Below are 17,794 nucleotides of genomic sequence, written 5' to 3' on the forward strand. Positions count from 1 at the left end.
TCCATCGAACAAGTAAGTGAGTAGATACCATGGGCGTTAAGCGTAGTGCGTCTTATCAGAGTAGGGAGAACATGGCTAACCCGGATTCAATGGATGGAAAGTGGAACAGGCTACACTTTGATGGGAAGACAAAGAAATACGAATGAAGAGGGTTGGCTCTATGACTTCCGATGATTCGCTGTTTGAGGAAGCGAAAAGTGACAAGGACACACGTAAGGCGGTTCAAAATCAAATTGCGGATATTAAGAATTTCGTCAAGGGCATCAATATTGATGAATTCAAAAATGGAGAATGGTTTGCGAAGTTGCTGACCTTCTCTCTTGATAAGTATGTCCAGAAGGTGAATGCTGACTATTTTAGGGGAAAATATCCCAACCTTCCTCCTGATGCAATTGTCCAAGCCCGAATAAAATTAGCGGCCAAATATGCGGGGATAGAGGGGTCTTTGACTGCAGCGGCGTATTCCACAGCTGTTATTGCGACCCTAGGATCAGCTGGTGGTGCTTCCCCTGTTACTGGGCCAGCTGGTCTTACTGCATTCGGTGTGGATTTAGTTTATGCTTCTCAGCTGCAGCTTCGTTTGGCATATGATATTGCAGTTTTATATGGCGTTCCACTGGATTTGGACGATCCTGAAGATTTGTGGAAACTGATCAGAATAGCTTTTGCCATACAGGTTGGAGAGGATGCCGGTAATGCTGTTCTAAAAGGGGTCCCGGCTGTGGTCCGACCAGTGGTAAAAGCGATTTTTTCAGGTCCCAGACTCGTCGCAGCCAAGAGCCTTCCGGTTATCGGCAAGTATTTATTGCAGCGCAACATCATCAAAATTTCAATTCCGGTGGTGAGCATACCGCTGTCTACGGGTGTGAATTATTGGATGACGAAGGTAACGGCAAATAAAGCCCGTGAAATCATGCGCAAAGAGGCCAAGATGATTGAATCCGCAAAGCGCATGGTGAATGCTTCGGAGCATTGCTTGGATGAATTATTATGGGCCGCTTGGATGATTATTGCCGCAAATGGTGCACAGCCGGATGAGGCTGAATATACATTGTTTCATTATCTGACTTTGATCAGTAGCGAGTCAGGTGTCTCAGCTGAGACGTTAGCTGAAATACGCAACACGGTAGAAGTGGATTATTCCAAAATCTGGAGCATGCTGAGTCAAGTTAGTGACGCTGCTCCGATTTATCGTGCATGTACTGTTATGGCAGCGGTCGATGGCAAGATCACAAGCCAAGAGATTGATGTGCTGCGGCGTCTGGCAGATTGTTGCGGTGAAACTTTCAACGAGCAGGAACTGCGCGCAGAAGCAAGACGATGGCGCAAATGATTCCTTCTTGTGAAGGTTGCGTCGTGTAGAATGCGATGCAACCTTCACAAGAAGGACGTTTACCGATTGAAGGAATCAAAACAACGTGGAATCGCCTGATCGTTCTTTGATGAGTGTTTCGACAATTCCTGGAACGTTGTGCTTCAACTCGTACTGCCAATATTCATTTACTGCTGACGCGGATACTTTGGGTTTCATATCCGGAAGGCAAGTGAGAGTAGTCTCTTTGCCATCCAGCATGAAAGTCATCTTGTCGCTTTTGAATGAACATACCGCCCTTACGTCATCCTGGATCACTTCTGCAAGCGAAGCAAAGGCATCCCGTGCATCACCATCAGACACGTGATTTCTCACAGTCCCATTCATCGCATAGTCAAGCAAATCAAGTGCTGCGTGACGATCGAGCTGATTGTGGAATTGCTTGTTATAGTAATGCTTCAGACAGGAGAAGCATGCATCTTCGCAATCGCAACTGGTGAGTATGCCTCTAGTCTTGCCGAAGAGTTTCTCGAGATTATGCCCTTTGGAAAGGGCGGACGAGTATCCGGCTCCACTGGAGAGAGAATCGAAAAGAAACACGTCTGCGAACGCGGATTCACCACTTCCATCAAGACGTGAGCGGCTGCCGACGCATAATTCATTGAAATCGATGTCCAACAGGTCGACGGCGGCGAGACGCATCGCTTCGGCAAGTGATACGCGAGCCCGTTTCAGCCATCTATTCGCTTGACCGACACTCACCTCGCTCGGGTCTAAGCGGAGGGCGAATATGATCATATCCGTATTGAACACGTCTCCGATATATATTCCGCTGTCAAAGTCATGCGTGCAGTCAGGCTGCCGGTTCTGCGGAGTCTTAGTATAAGGCGCCTTGATACGCTTAGCTATACCTGCTGAATCCGTTGTCGGGAAAGCGGCTCCGCACCGGGAACAAATCGTGAATCCCTCGCTATTCGGCCCTTTATTAATGACCATAAGGGAGCAGTCATGCCTTTCGCTGTACTTGATATGAGCATAACCGGCATCCGTCATCTCTTCGGAAGGCGTTGCGGAATAGAAGGGTGGTTCCGCAAAGGATAGTTCGGAGCGCTCGCTTGCTGATGGGGAAGGCTTTCCGTCCTTTGGCGCGAATCCCCATGGTTTGAGGAATGGCTTGTGTTCAAGTCCGGGTTCTTTGCAGAATGGGCAGCGGTCAGGTTCTCTCAATTCTTTTTCGTATCCGAACCATCCACAGGTCGGGTTTGTGCAGAGAAGTACCTCGTTGTGATAGTCCTTATTATTGAAATATTTTCTTGCTGGTTCGAAAGATTCTCCCTGTTTTTTAGCGAATCTTGACGAATGCGAGTAGATCCCGCCAGAAATGTACCGTTTCTTATTCACAATGAGTTCCCGTCCTGGGGCGTATTCGCTGATGGCCATGTCGAGTGACCGTTCCGGACGTTGCTCGAGTGTTTTGGCATCGGATGAATCCTCGATATCGAATCCGGTGACGTTACGAGGGAAGGAATACGTTGGAAGTATGGCTGCTTCAAGGAGGCTGTCCAAAAGACTTTTGCAGGTTTTATTATCTGCGGACAGATAATTTTCTCTGTATTTCCCGAAATCTTCTTTAAGATTGTTCAATTCCACAGATAGGGCCCGACGGAATCCATCGGGATCCAGCTTCCAATTCTGTGGGATTATCTGTTGCTGGACGATGGTGCCGAAATCGTACGATTTGAGGAAGGAATTCCATTCCTTCCAATAGCTTTCGAAGAAATCCTCAATGGTGATGTTCTCCATTGAGAATCCATGTTCGGTGCTGAAATCGGTGAGCAGGATGGTCGCCAGATGCCGTCTGATTAGCTTCTCATTATCCACATCGATGTGTGGCTCTCTCAACTCTCCTCGAACAATATGATCCGGGTGTTCGAAGTAGTGGTTGTCGAATGGCCTGGCATCGACATATGTCACGATAGTGGATATCGAAGAGCCACGACGACCCGCGCGCCCCGCTCTTTGCTGGTAGTTCTCACGCATCGGTGGAATGTTGCGAAGCGCCACTGCGGTAAGGGATCCGATATCTATACCGACTTCCATCGTCGTCGTACAGGAGAGAACATCCACGGGCTCTTCGTTATCGGACGTATAAATATCTTGGAACCGCATCTCGTATTCCTCGGTGGTGGACCAGCTTTCGCTCTGACCATCCTTATGGGACAGCTGGGCTGTATGTTCCTCAGTGTTGATTCTTGCGCGTAGGGAATCGTCATCACCTTGGAGAATCTTGACTATTGGATCGCGCCAGAACGCAACGGAACTGAAATCCGCGAGTTCATGCATGTCGCCTTGCCGGCAATGAGGGCATTTGCCCCATAGATCATATGGTGCGTTTTTGCCGCAGCGACTGCATACTTTCCATTGGGTATTCGGTTCGATTCTCAATGTGAGGCGGTGCGGATTCAGATATTTGTATCGAATATCTTTCGCCGATGTCTCAAGGAAATGATTTAGCGCATTCGTGAGATGCGTCATTTCATCGGCATCGAAACGTTTTTTCAAGAACTCGTACAACGATCTCTTTCCCTGAGTCTGTCCTTTGAAAATATTGTCATGGTCTATGCCATATTCTCTGGAGAAAGGCATTGCCTTATCTCGTGTGGACCATTTGATATTTGAGTCCAAAGCGGCGTTGTGGATGAGCAGATATTCACTCCACGCGTAGAAAATAGCCTTGAACTCGTCTTCAGTAATTCCGCTCTTGTCAAGTTCCTCGCTAATGTCGAATATATCTTCATCAAAAGGATCTATCCATCCGATGGCCATGTCGCTGAGGGACCGATAATGGTCGCAGACTAGTGCCAAAAGAAGGCGCTGATACTCTTCCGGCACATTGCTGTCGCTGCTTCTTAGAATTCTCAGGAAACGGTGTGGATTGTCGAAACGTCTCTGGTCGCTTTTGATTTGATCCATTACGACTGTGCGATCATCTCCATAGAAGATGCGTGATTTATGTTCCGAAACGGTTTTCAGGAACATCGGGTAAATCGCACTGACCGTTGCCTCGTCTTCGTACTGCTGGTACAGGTCGTATGCCGCCCGGCACAACAGCTTGCGCATCAGGTCCTTATCGGAGGATTCGGTCAGGTCGAGCGCTATTCTGGCGGCGGCTTGTCTGCTATCGGAGAAGAGGATCACTTTCTTTCCGGCGTTCGGATTCCTTCGTAGCTTTTCCGGGTCACTTGAAGGCTCTTGCAACGAGAATTGTTCGGCGACGACATTGTAGAACGGTTCGTTGCCTTTGGTCGTGAAATCGCTGACTGAAAGACGGCCATTGCATTTCGGGCAGGTGGTGAACTGCATCCTTTTGCCATCCATGTTTTGGGGTTGGTCGAAAGAGAAGGCCACATGTGAGAAATGCGGTTGTCCGTGATGATCGTCACGGTATATCTTGCCGGATATCGTATTGAGCCATCCTGTTTTGACATCGTCAGGGCGGGAATCCTCCGCTATCGGCATGATGATGAGTTCTTTGATTTCACTGTTTCCGACAGGTTTTTCGTTCCAGAAGAAGAAGCCGTCTTCACTGGGGTTGGCATAACCTCTAAGGAACAAAGCGCCGCAGGTACGATCGGTGGCCAGGCCGTAGGTCTTCGCGCCGCAGAGGCAGCGCCCAGCCGATTTGTTGATGAACGCCTTGCCAAGCGGCAGATCATCTCTTTTCTCCACATGAGGACATCCAGGATCGGCACAGATCGTGAGCGACTGGATTCCTCTGATGAAGAGATGCATGCGCGTCGGCAAGAGCGGCCGTCCATCGTTCAAGGCCAATGCGGCGATGTTCAGCAGGATGTCGGTCGCGTTGGCGGCATCGGGCTCGTCGTTGAAGATCTCTTCCGCGATCTCGTCCAAAGTCATTGTTCTCTGGCGGAGAATCTCCTCCAACATTCCGAATTGCTCAATCTTCTGGAGCTCGTCTCCGGCCAGTTCTCGTATCGTTTGTTCATCCATGTCATTCGGAACAGGTCGTCCGATTCCCGACAAGAATCGTCGGAGACATGTCATCGACGTATCCGGCCCATCACTGGTTCCAGCGGCGGCTACAATGTCCTTCGCGGAAAGGACTCGGGGACCGCAGATGACTTTCTGCTCCCTGCCTGTGATGATGCGCAGTTTTGAAGCTGATCTGCCAGCCATGTCCTCGAAGAATCGTGCGACCGGCTCATGATCCTCGGGAATGGAAGCGGAAGTCAGTATGAACTGGAAACGATCCATCCCGACACCGAGCTTTGCAGCAAGGCGCTTCAGCAGCAGGGCGACCTCGCCTCCAGCAGCGCCTTTATACATATGCGCCTCATCGAGAACGAGCAGCATTCGCTCCTTCGGATTCCGTTCCAACCATTTCGCGGTATTCTTCCAGATACCGTTTTCCGTGGATCGTATAAGCATGTACTGCAGCATGGAGTAGTTGGTCACCAGAATGTCCGGCGTATGCCGTTGCATTTCAAAACGCATCAGCATCTCAGCATCCAGTGGACTCCATCCGTCCCTACCTTCCGCGATCACATCGGCATAGGCGAGAATATCCTGCTTTTCCGGGAAACGTCCCGTTTCTGACAGATGAAGCCTGTCCTCCTCACTGAGTTCACAAAAATCGCGCCGCAGTGTTTCGGCATATTCCTTGTCGCGTCGCTTGCTCCTTGCGTCACCTGCGTAAGGTGTCCTGCCGGTATACATGCCGAATTGGGGGCGTCGTACATCCCCGACGGCACTTTTCCATATGTCAAGGAAGCTTCCTTGCTTGTCGCCGACCATTTTGCGCAGACGGCCGACCTGGTCTGATACAAGAGCGTTCATCGGATACAGAATCAATGCTCTAACCGCCCGGCTTCCTTCCCACGACTGACGGTCGCCGGTCAATCCTATTGCCTCTCCCGCCATTTTGGAGACGAGCGGCCACATGAAGCATTCCGTCTTTCCGGAACCAGTTCCCGTGGAGACCAGGACATCATAGCCGTTCCAGAATGATTCGAGGGATTCGATTTGGTGACTATAGGGTTTGGCGAACACGCCCTTGTCTTTCTCCGCCATAGTCCGGAGAAGGATTTTGATTCGTTCCGGAATCTTGGCATTGCCGATACCTCCTTCGGCAAGCTGATAGGCTTTCGCCGCCTCCAGATACGGTTTCTGGAACAGTGTTCCAGGAGCGGCGAGTGTTTCCTTGCATCTGGAAAGAAGCTCCCGTGTCTTGCCGAAGTATTCGGTCTCGATGTATTCGATGAGTCTATTCGAGATGGCTTTCTCGGCGTCGGCGATACTCAGTTGGACTGGCATGTTTTGCTGTTCCTTACTTTGATTCCGCAGGATTCAAGCATATCCGTGGCGGTTTTCAATAATTCGGTGCGGATGATTCGGAATACGCAATCATCGGGGGTTTTCTCAGGCCATGTCATGAAATCAAGCCATCTGGATGTTTCGGGCGGAAGTAGGCTGAAAGGCGCTTCAATCCTGTAATGGGCATCATCCAGTTTTTCCACGTCCGCCCAATAGGGATTGCCCACGATGTTCCTCAGATGCGTGTACAGCGACGGCCATCGGTAGTCGTCGATGATTCTCGCTTCGATAGTGTCCTGATGGTTATGCAAAAGGAAGTATGTGTATTTATGGGCTTCCTGTCTCCTTCCAAGACCGATTCCATCCGGTAAAACGGGTTTCGGAATCCAACAGTCTCTGACGCTCTTTCGGGATGGGTCGGCGTATTCGTTGATTCCCTCGTCGGAGCAAGACGACCAGGCATAGTATTCTCGTGGCAGATTCCACCATTCCGGGTTACGTTTGATCTGTGGTTCAGCTTGGTCGCGTTTCGAGAGCATCATTCCCGAAATCGGCAGAGACGTGTCGTTGCCTGTCGTATCGTAAACGCCTAAGAGCGCCTTCAAGCCATTGTCGATTTGAATCGTATGGCGGGAGGAACATCTGTATGTTCCGCCGTTGTTCTCGGAGATGATGTCACCGACCATGATGAGTCTGTTGTAGAGGAGTTTGGAAAATGGCGTATAGTGCCGTTGGCTGTTAATCCATTGTCCTATGAACGGATATATGGATGAGATTCTGTCGAGCCAAAGGTTCAGTTTTCGTGAAATGATGCCGGGCTGGCATCCATCAGCCCCCATCCGTCCATCGTCCAGACAAAAGGCTTCGATCCAGAATCTTGAAGCGGAATAAACCGTTCTGATGCCGAACGATTTATCCGATTCATTTCGATATCGACTCATTCCAAGATCCGCGGCCATAATATTGAGCAAGTCGTCATGCTTCATTGGCTGCGTCCTTGTCGATTCTTCTGAGAAGCCGTTCGGCTCGATTCGTCTCATCTATGTTTTTGGCGAAGATCATCATTTCTCTCGGTCCGGCGAAGGCATAGACCAGAATGAGCAGATGATCGATTGTCCATTGCTGGAAATCGCTCATTTCTTTTCTTTTTTGCTGCTCATCTGTTTTGGCGCTGTTACGTCGAAATGCCTCGAGTATCTTGCATGGAAGCACGAGCGCGTTATTTGGCAGCGTGTCTTGAAGATTTTCGTCCAATGATTCCTTGTTCTTGGGCTTGAATTCGACCTGCTCAATATCGGACAAGTCTTTTGCTTTGTATTGGGCCAGCATCTCATCCGATGGATCCTGCATGAATCCATCGGTCGGTACATAGAAGATACGTTCCCATAATTCCGGCGCGAGGAGCTTGAGGTTTCCTCTCGCTCCGATGGGGAAGACGATGGTCTTATCGGTTCCCGATCGCACGAGGGAGAATAGAAGTCCTTCGTTCATGGTGTCGATGATATTGTCTATCACCAAGACTGTGCAGTCTACTTGATTTGCCTTCTCCAACACGGTGTCGGCGTTGGTCCAATCAATTGGCACTGCGACATGGTAAGCGGGTTTGCCGGATATCGTGAACGACAACGAATTGGTAATGCTGCAGCAGAATGATGAATCCATGGCAAGGAATCTGGTCGCTGCCATTGTTGCCAGTAATCCGTCTGATAATTTTTCCGTGCTGATTTCCCCGATTGCGTATATACCGGAATCCTCGAGATTGTCGATGAGCGTGCCGCCCGCTTCTACTCCCGGTTCTGCTTTCTTTGATGCGCCAGACAAAGGGCAGGGGAGGGGAATCGAACCGATTGGGCTGTCGGTGGCCGTTGGCATGTTCCGAACGACACTTCGTAGCCCGATTTTCAGAGCAACGTTATTTTCCAGTTCTTTCAGAACCTCGTCCTCATTTCGACGCGTCATCTTTATCTGTTGGTCGAGTTGGGAAAGCTCCTCAACAGACTTCGAATGTTTGGCTTCGTCGTCAGCTTCTCGTTGTTTTAGCGAAGAAAGCATAATGTTCTTTTCGCGTATACGATTCTCGATTTGCTGGAGGGTCTTGTTCTTTTCCTCGATTTCCTGGTCCTTGCTTGTAAGAACAACTTCAAGACATTTACGATGGAAGCTTTCGTCTGCCGCTAATACGTGGATGATGATCCGATTCATCAAATCATCATCAGCATGTATCAGCCTTTGTACTACGCGCGAGTAGAGCTGTTCATCGTGCTCATTGAGAGGTCTTCCTGCATAGGTTTCCAGTGTGGTTGGTGAGCTGATGGTCTCCTTGAACAACGCTGCGATTCTTTGACGCTCGTCTTTGGAATAATTGAAGCCGGATTGGTCGCAATACCATTTCAGATAGTCGTCAGCATAATCCTCAAAAGGCCTGATGGGTATGGTGCCTTTGGAATCCGGAAGAGTGGCTTTTGAATAAAGCATCCGTGCGGTCTTTTCTCCGAACTGTCTAGGCAGTACCAGCACGTCGTCTTCATTGATGATGAAGCAGGGTGCCGTCACTTTTCCGTCATGCATGTATTTGCGCAGCTTCGCTCTTCCATTCTGGAATTCAAATTTGCTGCTCTGGAGCATAGTCGCTTCCAGCATGTTTTTCTTGTGGCGCTTGTATACGAGGAGAATACGCTCTGCTGGTCTGCCTTGGTATTCGAATCCGACAGAAAGCATCTCAGAAAGCGCGGCGTTGTTGTCTGTCAGATAGACCACCTCGATGAGGCCACGCGGATTGGTGTCATAGGACGAATTATGGAAATCAAAAGGATCAATTACAGTCGGTCTGTCTGGTTTTGAGGGGTTAGGCCTCCACCTCAGGCGTACGAAATCGCTGCTGAAACGTTCACTATTGCTAGTGATGCTCATCGAATACAGCGTTGCTGGGTCATCCGGATCGTTCTTATCGATCCAACGACCGGGATCCAGCCACAGGAAAGGGATATCCTGCGCTTGGGAATCATAGTCGGCAAGACGGAGATAATTGTTGACTGTGCCGTCATGGTTGTATCGAACCATGCAGATTGATTCTCTTATGTACTCTTGTCCCCATGCCATTTTTATTCTCCTCTCCTTGCTTGGATTAGTATTTTGTTTTTTGATGCGCTATTTTCCCTGGTTGTGATGCCGGCACGTCTCATTGCAATTGACATGCCGTGACTTACTTCTCGCAGTCGTGACTTCGAATCAAGCCCAGTGACGGGGCAGGACGCTGACTTCACTGTCATATCGGCATTGTTTACGCATAGCAGGAAAGACCTTGGGAATGCCTTCCTTGCCGATGCAACCAGAACCAGATCCTTCCGCTTCGTAGGAAGCGTTTCCTCGCTTGTAAGAAGGCTCTCGGTCTGGACGTTCCCTGTCCTCGAACGTATTTCCACGTTCACAGGGAATGAGCAAGTCAGATTCGGCTTGTCATCTGATGCCAGGATCACCGACGTTTCGTCGCACTCCGATGCCGAAAATGCTGACAAATCGATTTGATCTTGGCTGATCATTCGCCATGTGTGGAATTCATCCGGTCGGGACACCAAAAAACCGGTGTCCAATTCATAAATTGGGCGTTCATGTTTGCCTGTTCCAATATATCCGAATGGAGATATGTAGTCGTCTCCCAGCGCATAGATTTCTGCGGGATGCGTGAGTTGAACGGTTCCATTATCCTTGTGGCTGCCGGTTCCCTCGGGTTCGTGATATATGATGGATGTGTTCTCGAACAATGGCTGATCGATTCCATTGGAGGTGAGAGATGGAGGCCAAAGCAAATCGACTGTTCTTTCCTTGTCGGTAAGACGGCAGCCGAAATGGGCGAACATATTCGCAGCGGTCTCTCTTTTGGAGGATGACGCGGCAACAGACACACGCCAAACAGTGAAACAGCTGTTTGCTGTAAGGACTCCGACTTTTTTCGCCGTATCGAAGGATGTGGCAACCGATTTGGACAGTTTCGGCTCCCTTGAATCGATTACAAGATAATAACGTCGTCCCACATACACGTCATTTCCACGTCGGATTCGGATTCCGATATGGTTGGCATGATTTGGCGGAGCGCTGTCATAGTCACTGGTGAATACCATGCCGGATCTGCAATCTTCGGCTTCTCCTATTCTTCTGCGTATGGATTCAGGAGCCATTACCGTTATCTCATTGCTTAGTTCCAGCGTTGGAAGTTTCCGAATGGGAATCCTCAAAGACTCAGCTGCCATCTGCCATAACGGGTATGTTCGCCCATTGACTGACATGTAAGCCTCTGTGGTCTTTTTGAGATCGCTGCGCAGTCTTTTTCCGATTCCATACAGTCCCGTCTTCAGCACGTACCGTTTTGTGGATTCGCCTTCGAGATCAAGGAAGATGGGAACGACAGGATTCCTCATGAGGAGGTTTCCGGATCCGTTACTGCTGACATACTCATCACAGAATTTGGCCAGTTCATCATTTCGGTGATGCTTGAAATAAGTTGTGACTTTCGTGGAATCCAATGCGGCGAGATCAACTGGACGACCACAGTAAGGGCACTTGAAACGGGCGCCATGAGTGACGCGCTTTCTCCCCTTACTGCTGAGATCATGCGCGAAGACAGTTATCTCTCTGCCATCTTTTAATGTCTTCGCCCGATCCATCGTTTAATCTCCTGTGGTTGATGATGAACGCTGAATGGTCATGTCCTCACTGACCTTTTCATTGTAGGAACGGGTGGAAAGATTTTGTCAGATTTCTAAAGGGTGTGTTTCCGGAATTGGACGAAAAGAATGAGGAAAAGCAGAGGGTTTCCACCCCTAATGGCATACAATATATGCGAAAACATTGGGATTAAGAGCATATGGGGGAGCACATGGCGATGAAGCATGGCGCGCATTCGGAACGAGAATTGCTCTCTCCGGGCATGAGGGTTCTGGTTCGCGGCCAGGAATGGCTCGTGGATAAGGTCGAGCCGAACAGCCTCGGGAATCACGCCGTCTCGTGCACCGGCATCTCCGCTCTGGTGCGGGATGTGACGGCCACGTTCCTTGATGATTTGGACACAATTACACCTGTCGATCCGGTGAAGACGCGTTTCATTCCCGACACCTCGGCAAGAGCTGCGAAATCGCATCTGTTCATCGAGAGTCTGTTACGTGCCACTGCGCCGACCGATGCGAGGATTCATGTCGGCAACAAGGCTGCCATGGACTCCCTGCCATACCAGCTCGTTCCGGCGAAGAAGGCGCTCGCCCAACCGCGCCAGCGAATTCTCATCGCTGACGCCGTCGGTCTTGGCAAGACCTTGGAGGCCGGTATCCTGATGTCGGAACTCATCAAACGCCGCAAAGGACGTCGTATTCTCGTGGTGACAGCGAAAAGCATGATGGTCCAGTTCCAGAAGGAGATGTGGGAACGGTTCACTATTCCGCTGATTAGTCTGGACTCCTCGCGCATCCAGCAGATTCGTTCCGAGATTCCTGCGAACGCCAACCCGTTCTCCTACTACGACAAGGTGATCATCTCCATTGATACGTTGAAACGGGACATCCAATATGGCGCGGCACTCGATGCCTCGTATTGGGACATCATCGTGATCGACGAGGCCCAGAATGTCGCCGACCGTGCCGTCAACGGCCGTAGTGCACAGCGCGCCAAGCTCGCCAAGCGCCTTGCCTCCCGTTCCGATACGTTGATCATGCTGTCCGCCACGCCTCATGACGGCCGCGCTCGCAGTTTCGCCTCGTTGATGAACATGCTCGACCCAACCACTCTGCCCGATCCGGAGCAGTACGACAAGAAGGATGTCGAACACCTGTACGTCCGCCGTTTCAAGAAGGACGTGATGGCCGAGGTGTCAGGCAGCTTCCCGGAGCGCAAGGTGACGCAGGAGAAATGCATGGCCACCACAGCCGAGGAAGAGGCGTTCGATTACTTGACCGATATGAAACTCGTCATGGATATGCATCAGAAGAGAAGCAATTCCTTTCTGTTCAAGACGATGCTTGAGAAGAGTCTGTTTTCATCGCCGGCAGCGTGCATCAAGACCATCAACGAGCGAGTGAAGCGGCTTGCTAAAAAAGATGCGTCCGATCAGATCGGAGACATCGACAGGCTTGAAGGGCTCAAAGCTGCTTTGGAGAAAATCGGCCCGATGCAGTTTTCCCGATACCAGAGACTGCTGCAGCTTCTGCGCAGTGCCGATTACGGTTGGCATAACGGTGAAGACGCCGACGACCGTATCGTGATTTTCACGGAACGCATCGAGACGAAGAACTATCTCGAGGAGCACTTGCGGCAGGATCTCAAACTACCGAAGAAGGCTATCGTCTCCATGGATGGAGGCATGAGCGATGTGGAACAGCAGAAAATCGTCGAGGATTTCGGTACGAAGTCCTCGTCTGTACGTATTCTCGTGGCCTCCGACGTGGCCTCTGAAGGTCTGAACCTGCACTATCTGAGCCACAGACTCATCCATTTCGACACTCCATGGTCGTTGATGGTATTCCAGCAGCGTAACGGACGCATCGACCGTTATGGGCAGCGTAAACAGCCTGATATTCGTTTCATGATGATTAACTCGCGTAATGCAAAGATTCAAGGTGACGCGCGTATTCTCGAGATCCTGCAGCAGAAGGAAGACCAGGCACGTAAGGATATCGGCGATCCGTCCTTGCTCATGGGTAAATTCGACGTCGATCAGGAGGAAAATTTCACCCGCGAAGCGATTGAATCCGGCGAATCAGCGGAGAATTTCGCAGCCAGACTTTGTATTCCTGATGAGGACATCGATCATTCGGACGAACGTTCCGGAGACGTTGAGACTGTGGTGGATGACGATGTTTTCGATCCATTGAGTTTTTTCAACCTCACTACGCTGGATGGTTCCGATACTACGAGCACTGAGGAAAACGAGTCCGCAGGGGAGAGCGTGGCTGGGAGCGCCGACGATGGCGGCATAGTCGATTCCTCTACGCTGATGTCGGATTATGAGTATGTGGATGAGGGGCTCTCCTGCGAGGAGTTCCGGCAGTCGGCTGGTCTTAAATCGAAACGTCAGTTGCGTGATGCTCATGGATTCGCGGTGGAGTTCCAAGGGGATAGCCCGTTGCGCGCGTGGCTGCGCAGACGTGTGCCGAACACGCAGGTGTTGCGAGATAACATCGCTGAATGGAGTGATGACGCGAAATACTGCGAAGACCAAGCCAACGGTCTGCTGGCCCGTATCAACGACGAGTCATGGAGTCGGGTCCAATACCTGTGGGAATTGAATCCAATCACGGAATGGGTCGGGTTGAAGGCTTCCTCACTGCTGTACCAACGTGACGAGGCCCCGATTATTGGCGTGACCAACGGAAATCTGCATGCGGATGAGACGATTATGCTGATGAACGGCATGGTCGCCAACAGGCACGCATCCCCGGTGATCGATGAATGGTTCGGTGTACGGTATCTCAATGGCGAATGCATGGGCATGCTGCCACTTGAGGAAGTGTGGCGTATCACCGGATATCGTGGGAACTTGATTCCGGGAACTACTGAACGTCGCTATGTGAATCGAGAGGATTCCGCGGCCAGCTCTGAACAGATAGATGCGGCACAACTGCTGTTGGAGGATGCGGTATCGCGCGGCAAGAGCATGCTCAGCGATTGCGGTGAACAATATCGTGCGCAGGCAGATGAAGAAGTGACTCGGCAAATGGACCGCATCGAGCATTGGTCCCATGCACGCAAGGCACTGTTGCAATCCCAAGGCAAAAACACCAAGGAAAACACAAAACAGGTTGATCGGATGCTCGAACAATATGCCGACTGGGTTCAGGACACATTGGACGCCTCCGGCGAACCAGTGATCCGCATTGCGGCCGCATTCGTAGGTAAGGAATAGAAGGGGGAGACCATGGCGAAGGAACTGAACGAGACATTCCCAGGCATCGAGGCGGTCAACGACTTCTACACGCCGTACTACATGAAGGAATATTTTCCGGATGAAGTGAAGAATGCCTCCGCACCTTGGAAACAGCTTCCTCCTGAGAAACGCCCAGCGCGACTGCTGAAGGACATGCGCCAGTCGTTCATCGAAGTCATCAACAACAACGAGAACGATCTGTTTCCAGCTGAACGGGTACGGAATTTCATCGACGGCATGCTCGCCGCACTCGGCTATACGCAGGAGGGGAATCAAGCCAAAGACGAGGGATTGCCCGACCGGATTTCAGGGAAGTCTGTTCCTGTCTACTATCAGGTCAATGATTCCGATGGAGCTCCGCGCTTGCAAGTTTTGGTGAGCCTGTCCGATAGTGCGGAGGCAGGCGTTCTGGAAAGTCCCATCGAAGACGGCTCTGGCAAGGACGGCACCTCCTGTGAGGAATATGCACGTATGCTGCTTGCCGATTTCGACGAGCCGGCACGGTGGATTCTTCTTATGGGGTTGCATCAGATAGCGTTGATCGACCGCCGTAAATGGAATGACAAGAAATGCATGCTGTTTGACCTAGACGAGATCTTCAGCCGCCATCAGGATCATGTGTATGCGGCGATGGCTGTGCTGTTGCGTCGTGATAGTCTCTGCCCGAACAAAGGTGACAGTCTGCTTGACACGTTTGATGACACGTCTGCGAAGAACGCGGTTGAGGTGTCTGATAATCTGCGTTCCGCGTTACGTGAATGTGTGGAGATTCTTGGTAATGAGGTCATCCACGACTGGACTTGTAATAAGGGGCGGAGCATCGACGAAATCGACGCGGGCGACCTGACTGTGCAGGCGTTGCGATACATGTACCGTCTGCTGTTCCTCCTGTTCATCGAAGCGAAGCCGTCGCTCGGCTACGCGCCGATGAAATCCGACATCTACCGCACCGGCTATTCGCTGGACAGCTTGCGAGATATTGCGGAACAGATGCGTGGCCGCATGGATGAGGCTGGCGATTCCACCTATCTAGCGGACACATTGCGCCGACTCGACGATCTGGTGTTCAACGGTTACCCGAAGACGGATGAGGATTTCAAGGGGCTGGCTGGCGAGGAAGCCATCAATGCGGTGTTCATGGTGCCACCGCTCAAAGCGCACATTTTCGATCCGGAGCGGACCGCGCTGATTGAACATGCCGCACTCCGCGACAGCGTGATGCTGCGCATCATAGACCTGATGAGCGTCACCAAGACGGGTAAGGGGGTCAAGCGCAGGCAGCGTATCTCTTACGCGGCCCTTGGCATCAGCCAGATGGGTGCCGTGTATGAGGCATTGCTGTCATACCGTGGTTTTATCGCCAAGGAGAAGCTCTACGAGGTCAAACGTGCCAAGGATTCCTACGACCCTTTGAAAGTCGGCTACTTCGTGCCGGAACGCGAACTTGACAACTATTCGGAGGACGAACGCGTTCGCTACCCGGACAAAAGCCCGCATGCCGGCGAATTGCGCACCTACGAGCCGGGCACGTTCATTTACCGGCTTGCAGGCCGGGAGCGTGAAACGTCGGCCTCCTTCTATACGCCGGACAGTCTTGCGCAATGCCTGGTGAAGTACGCGCTCAAGGAGATTAAGCCACGTATCCACCAGGCTACCGACATTCTGGATCTGAAGATCTGCGAGCCGGCCATGGGTTCCGCGACCTTCCTGAACGAGACCATCAACCAGCTGGCCACCATGTACCTGAACCGCAGGGAGAAGGAACGGGTCGCTGAGGAAGGCCAACGGGCGGCGATTCCCGCGGAACGCCGGCAGGCCGAACTGCAGAAGGTCAAGATGTACATCGCCGACCACAACATCTACGGCATCGACCTGAACCCCGTGGCTGTGGAACTTGGAGAGGTGTCCCTATGGCTTAACACCATCTGTGAAGGATCCTTCGTGCCATGGTTCGGCACCCAGCTGCAATGCGGCAATTCACTGATCGGTGGCCGCCGCGTCGGATACCTTGAGTCGGATCTGGCCAGCACGACCAAAAACCGTCACTGGTATGAGGTCGAGCCCAAGCATATCGGGTTCAACCAGAGCTCGTCGTCCGTCAAGCGCGTCTACCAGTTCCTGACCGGGGACCCAGACATGTGCAAGTACGACGACAAAATCGTCAAAAGCATCGAATCCGAACATCTGGAAACCATCAAGGCTTGGAAGAAGAATTTTGCCAAGAAGCCTTATTCCCAGACGGAGATTGGCCTGATGAGGTCGTTGTCAAAGACCATCGACGAACTATGGCGCGGCCAGATCAAAGCGCGCCAGCAATTGGAAAAGGCGACTCAAGACGATCTGATTATCTACGGGTTTGACGCGAACGCCTCCAAAAAGACCGCGAAGGCTTTGGAAAACCAGCAGAAGCATGGGCAGGGCTCGCTCGGCATCGAAAATGAATACTTCCGTGGCAACAACCTCACCATTCGCGAGAAAGATGAGATGCTTCGCATTGCCTACCATTCGGAAAAGGCCGAGAACGCCAGCGAATACGCTCGTTTGAAACTTGCCATGGACTACTGGTGCTCGCTGTGGTTCTGGCCCATCGACCAAGCGAACCTGCTCCCCACAAGATCGCAGTACCTCACGGAAATGTCGCTGATCCTTACCGGCGAGATCCCGCAGGAAGAAGGATTCACGCTGACATCGATGGACAACGGCCAGCCTACGTTCGATGATGCCATGGACGACAGCCACGAGCGCGATTACATGTATGACCATGCCGTGGATTTGAACGAGCTATGCAAAGGCGACGGGGAACCCGCACAAAGGCTTCGCTTGGTGAAGAAAATTGCCAAGAAGCAGCGTTTCTTCCATTGGGAGCTCGAATTTGCCGACGTGTTCAAAGACGGCGGCTTCGACTTCATGGTCGGCAACCCGCCGTGGGTGAAGCTTCAGTGGGAGGCGGCCAATGCCATTTCCGACGTGAATCCGAAGTATGCGGTCCAATCGATCAGCGCATCCGATTTGAACAAGAAACTACCCGAATTGCTGAAGAACCAGCGCACGCATGACGCATTCATCAGCGAATATGTTTCAACGGCCGGTCAGATGTCGTTCTACAACGCCATCGGCAATTATCCGCTGCTGTAAGGCCAACAGACGAACCTGTTCCGTTGTTTCCTGCCGAACGCTTGGGATTACACGCGCAAGCATGACGGGGTGAGTGCGTTTGTGCATCCAGACGAACTGTATGG

At 51.4% G+C, this 17,794-nt stretch carries 7 protein-coding genes; 3 read left to right on the forward strand and 4 right to left on the reverse strand.

Annotation, left to right across the window (positions count from 1 at the left end; genetic code table 11):
- The first annotated feature begins 160 nt into the window (after positions 1-160).
- The gene (locus tag WMO36_RS01605; RefSeq protein ID WP_349076556.1) at positions 161-1,333 is read left to right on the forward strand and encodes a hypothetical protein; all 1,173 of its coding nucleotides are present in this window, start codon (positions 161-163) and stop codon (positions 1,331-1,333) included.
- Positions 1,334-1,408: 75 nt separating this feature from the next.
- Here WMO36_RS01605 and WMO36_RS01610 read toward each other — a convergent pair whose 3' ends face one another.
- The 4 genes from WMO36_RS01610 to WMO36_RS01625 are packed head-to-tail and all read right to left on the reverse strand — an operon-like array spanning position 1,409 to position 11,307.
- Entirely contained in the window at positions 1,409-6,646 is a 5,238-nt protein-coding gene (locus WMO36_RS01610; protein WP_349076558.1) for a DEAD/DEAH box helicase, read from the reverse strand.
- A complete protein-coding gene (locus tag WMO36_RS01615; RefSeq protein WP_349076560.1) occupies positions 6,631-7,632 on the reverse strand; it encodes a hypothetical protein in 1,002 nt (333 codons plus the stop codon). The genes WMO36_RS01610 and WMO36_RS01615 overlap by 16 nt, the downstream gene beginning before the upstream one ends.
- Positions 7,622-9,706, reverse strand: coding sequence for a hypothetical protein (locus WMO36_RS01620; RefSeq protein WP_349076563.1), 2,085 nt, complete (start codon positions 9,704-9,706; stop codon positions 7,622-7,624). The genes WMO36_RS01615 and WMO36_RS01620 overlap by 11 nt, the downstream gene beginning before the upstream one ends.
- Before the next feature lie 41 nt (positions 9,707-9,747).
- A complete protein-coding gene (locus WMO36_RS01625) occupies positions 9,748-11,307 on the reverse strand; it encodes a hypothetical protein (protein ID WP_349076565.1) in 1,560 nt (519 codons plus the stop codon).
- A 212-nt stretch (positions 11,308-11,519) separates the two neighbouring features.
- On the opposite strand from WMO36_RS01625, the gene WMO36_RS01630 reads away from it, so the two are divergent.
- Together WMO36_RS01630 and WMO36_RS01635 are read left to right on the forward strand one after the other, a co-directional pair.
- Entirely contained in the window at positions 11,520-14,534 is a 3,015-nt protein-coding gene (locus tag WMO36_RS01630) for a DEAD/DEAH box helicase (RefSeq protein ID WP_201797049.1), read from the forward strand.
- 12 nt (positions 14,535-14,546) lie between these two features.
- Positions 14,547-17,690 carry an Eco57I restriction-modification methylase domain-containing protein gene (locus tag WMO36_RS01635; protein WP_349076567.1) on the forward strand — a complete coding sequence of 1,048 codons (3,144 nt, stop codon included), beginning with the start codon at positions 14,547-14,549 and terminating at the stop codon, positions 17,688-17,690.
- Positions 17,691-17,794 lie beyond the last annotated feature (104 nt).

Origin of the sequence: Bifidobacterium hominis (assembly GCF_040095915.1) — a bacterium.
Classification (GTDB): Bacteria; Actinomycetota; Actinomycetes; order Actinomycetales; family Bifidobacteriaceae; genus Bifidobacterium; species Bifidobacterium hominis.

Bases quoted from the DNA above. Each gene is read 5' to 3' on its own strand.
- WMO36_RS01610 (WP_349076558.1), bottom strand. From the start codon at position 6,646: ATGCCAGTCCAACTGAGTATCGCCGACGCCGAGAAAGCCATCTCGAAT.
- WMO36_RS01615 (WP_349076560.1), bottom strand. From the start codon at position 7,632: ATGAAGCATGACGACTTGCTCAATATTATGGCCGCGGATCTTGGAATG.
- WMO36_RS01630 (WP_201797049.1), top strand. From the start codon at position 11,520: ATGGCGATGAAGCATGGCGCGCATTCGGAACGAGAATTGCTCTCTCCG.
- WMO36_RS01625 (WP_349076565.1), bottom strand. From the start codon at position 11,307: ATGGATCGGGCGAAGACATTAAAAGATGGCAGAGAGATAACTGTCTTC.
- WMO36_RS01605 (WP_349076556.1), top strand. From the start codon at position 161: ATGACTTCCGATGATTCGCTGTTTGAGGAAGCGAAAAGTGACAAGGAC.
- WMO36_RS01635 (WP_349076567.1), top strand. From the start codon at position 14,547: ATGGCGAAGGAACTGAACGAGACATTCCCAGGCATCGAGGCGGTCAAC.
- WMO36_RS01620 (WP_349076563.1), bottom strand. From the start codon at position 9,706: ATGGTTCGATACAACCATGACGGCACAGTCAACAATTATCTCCGTCTT.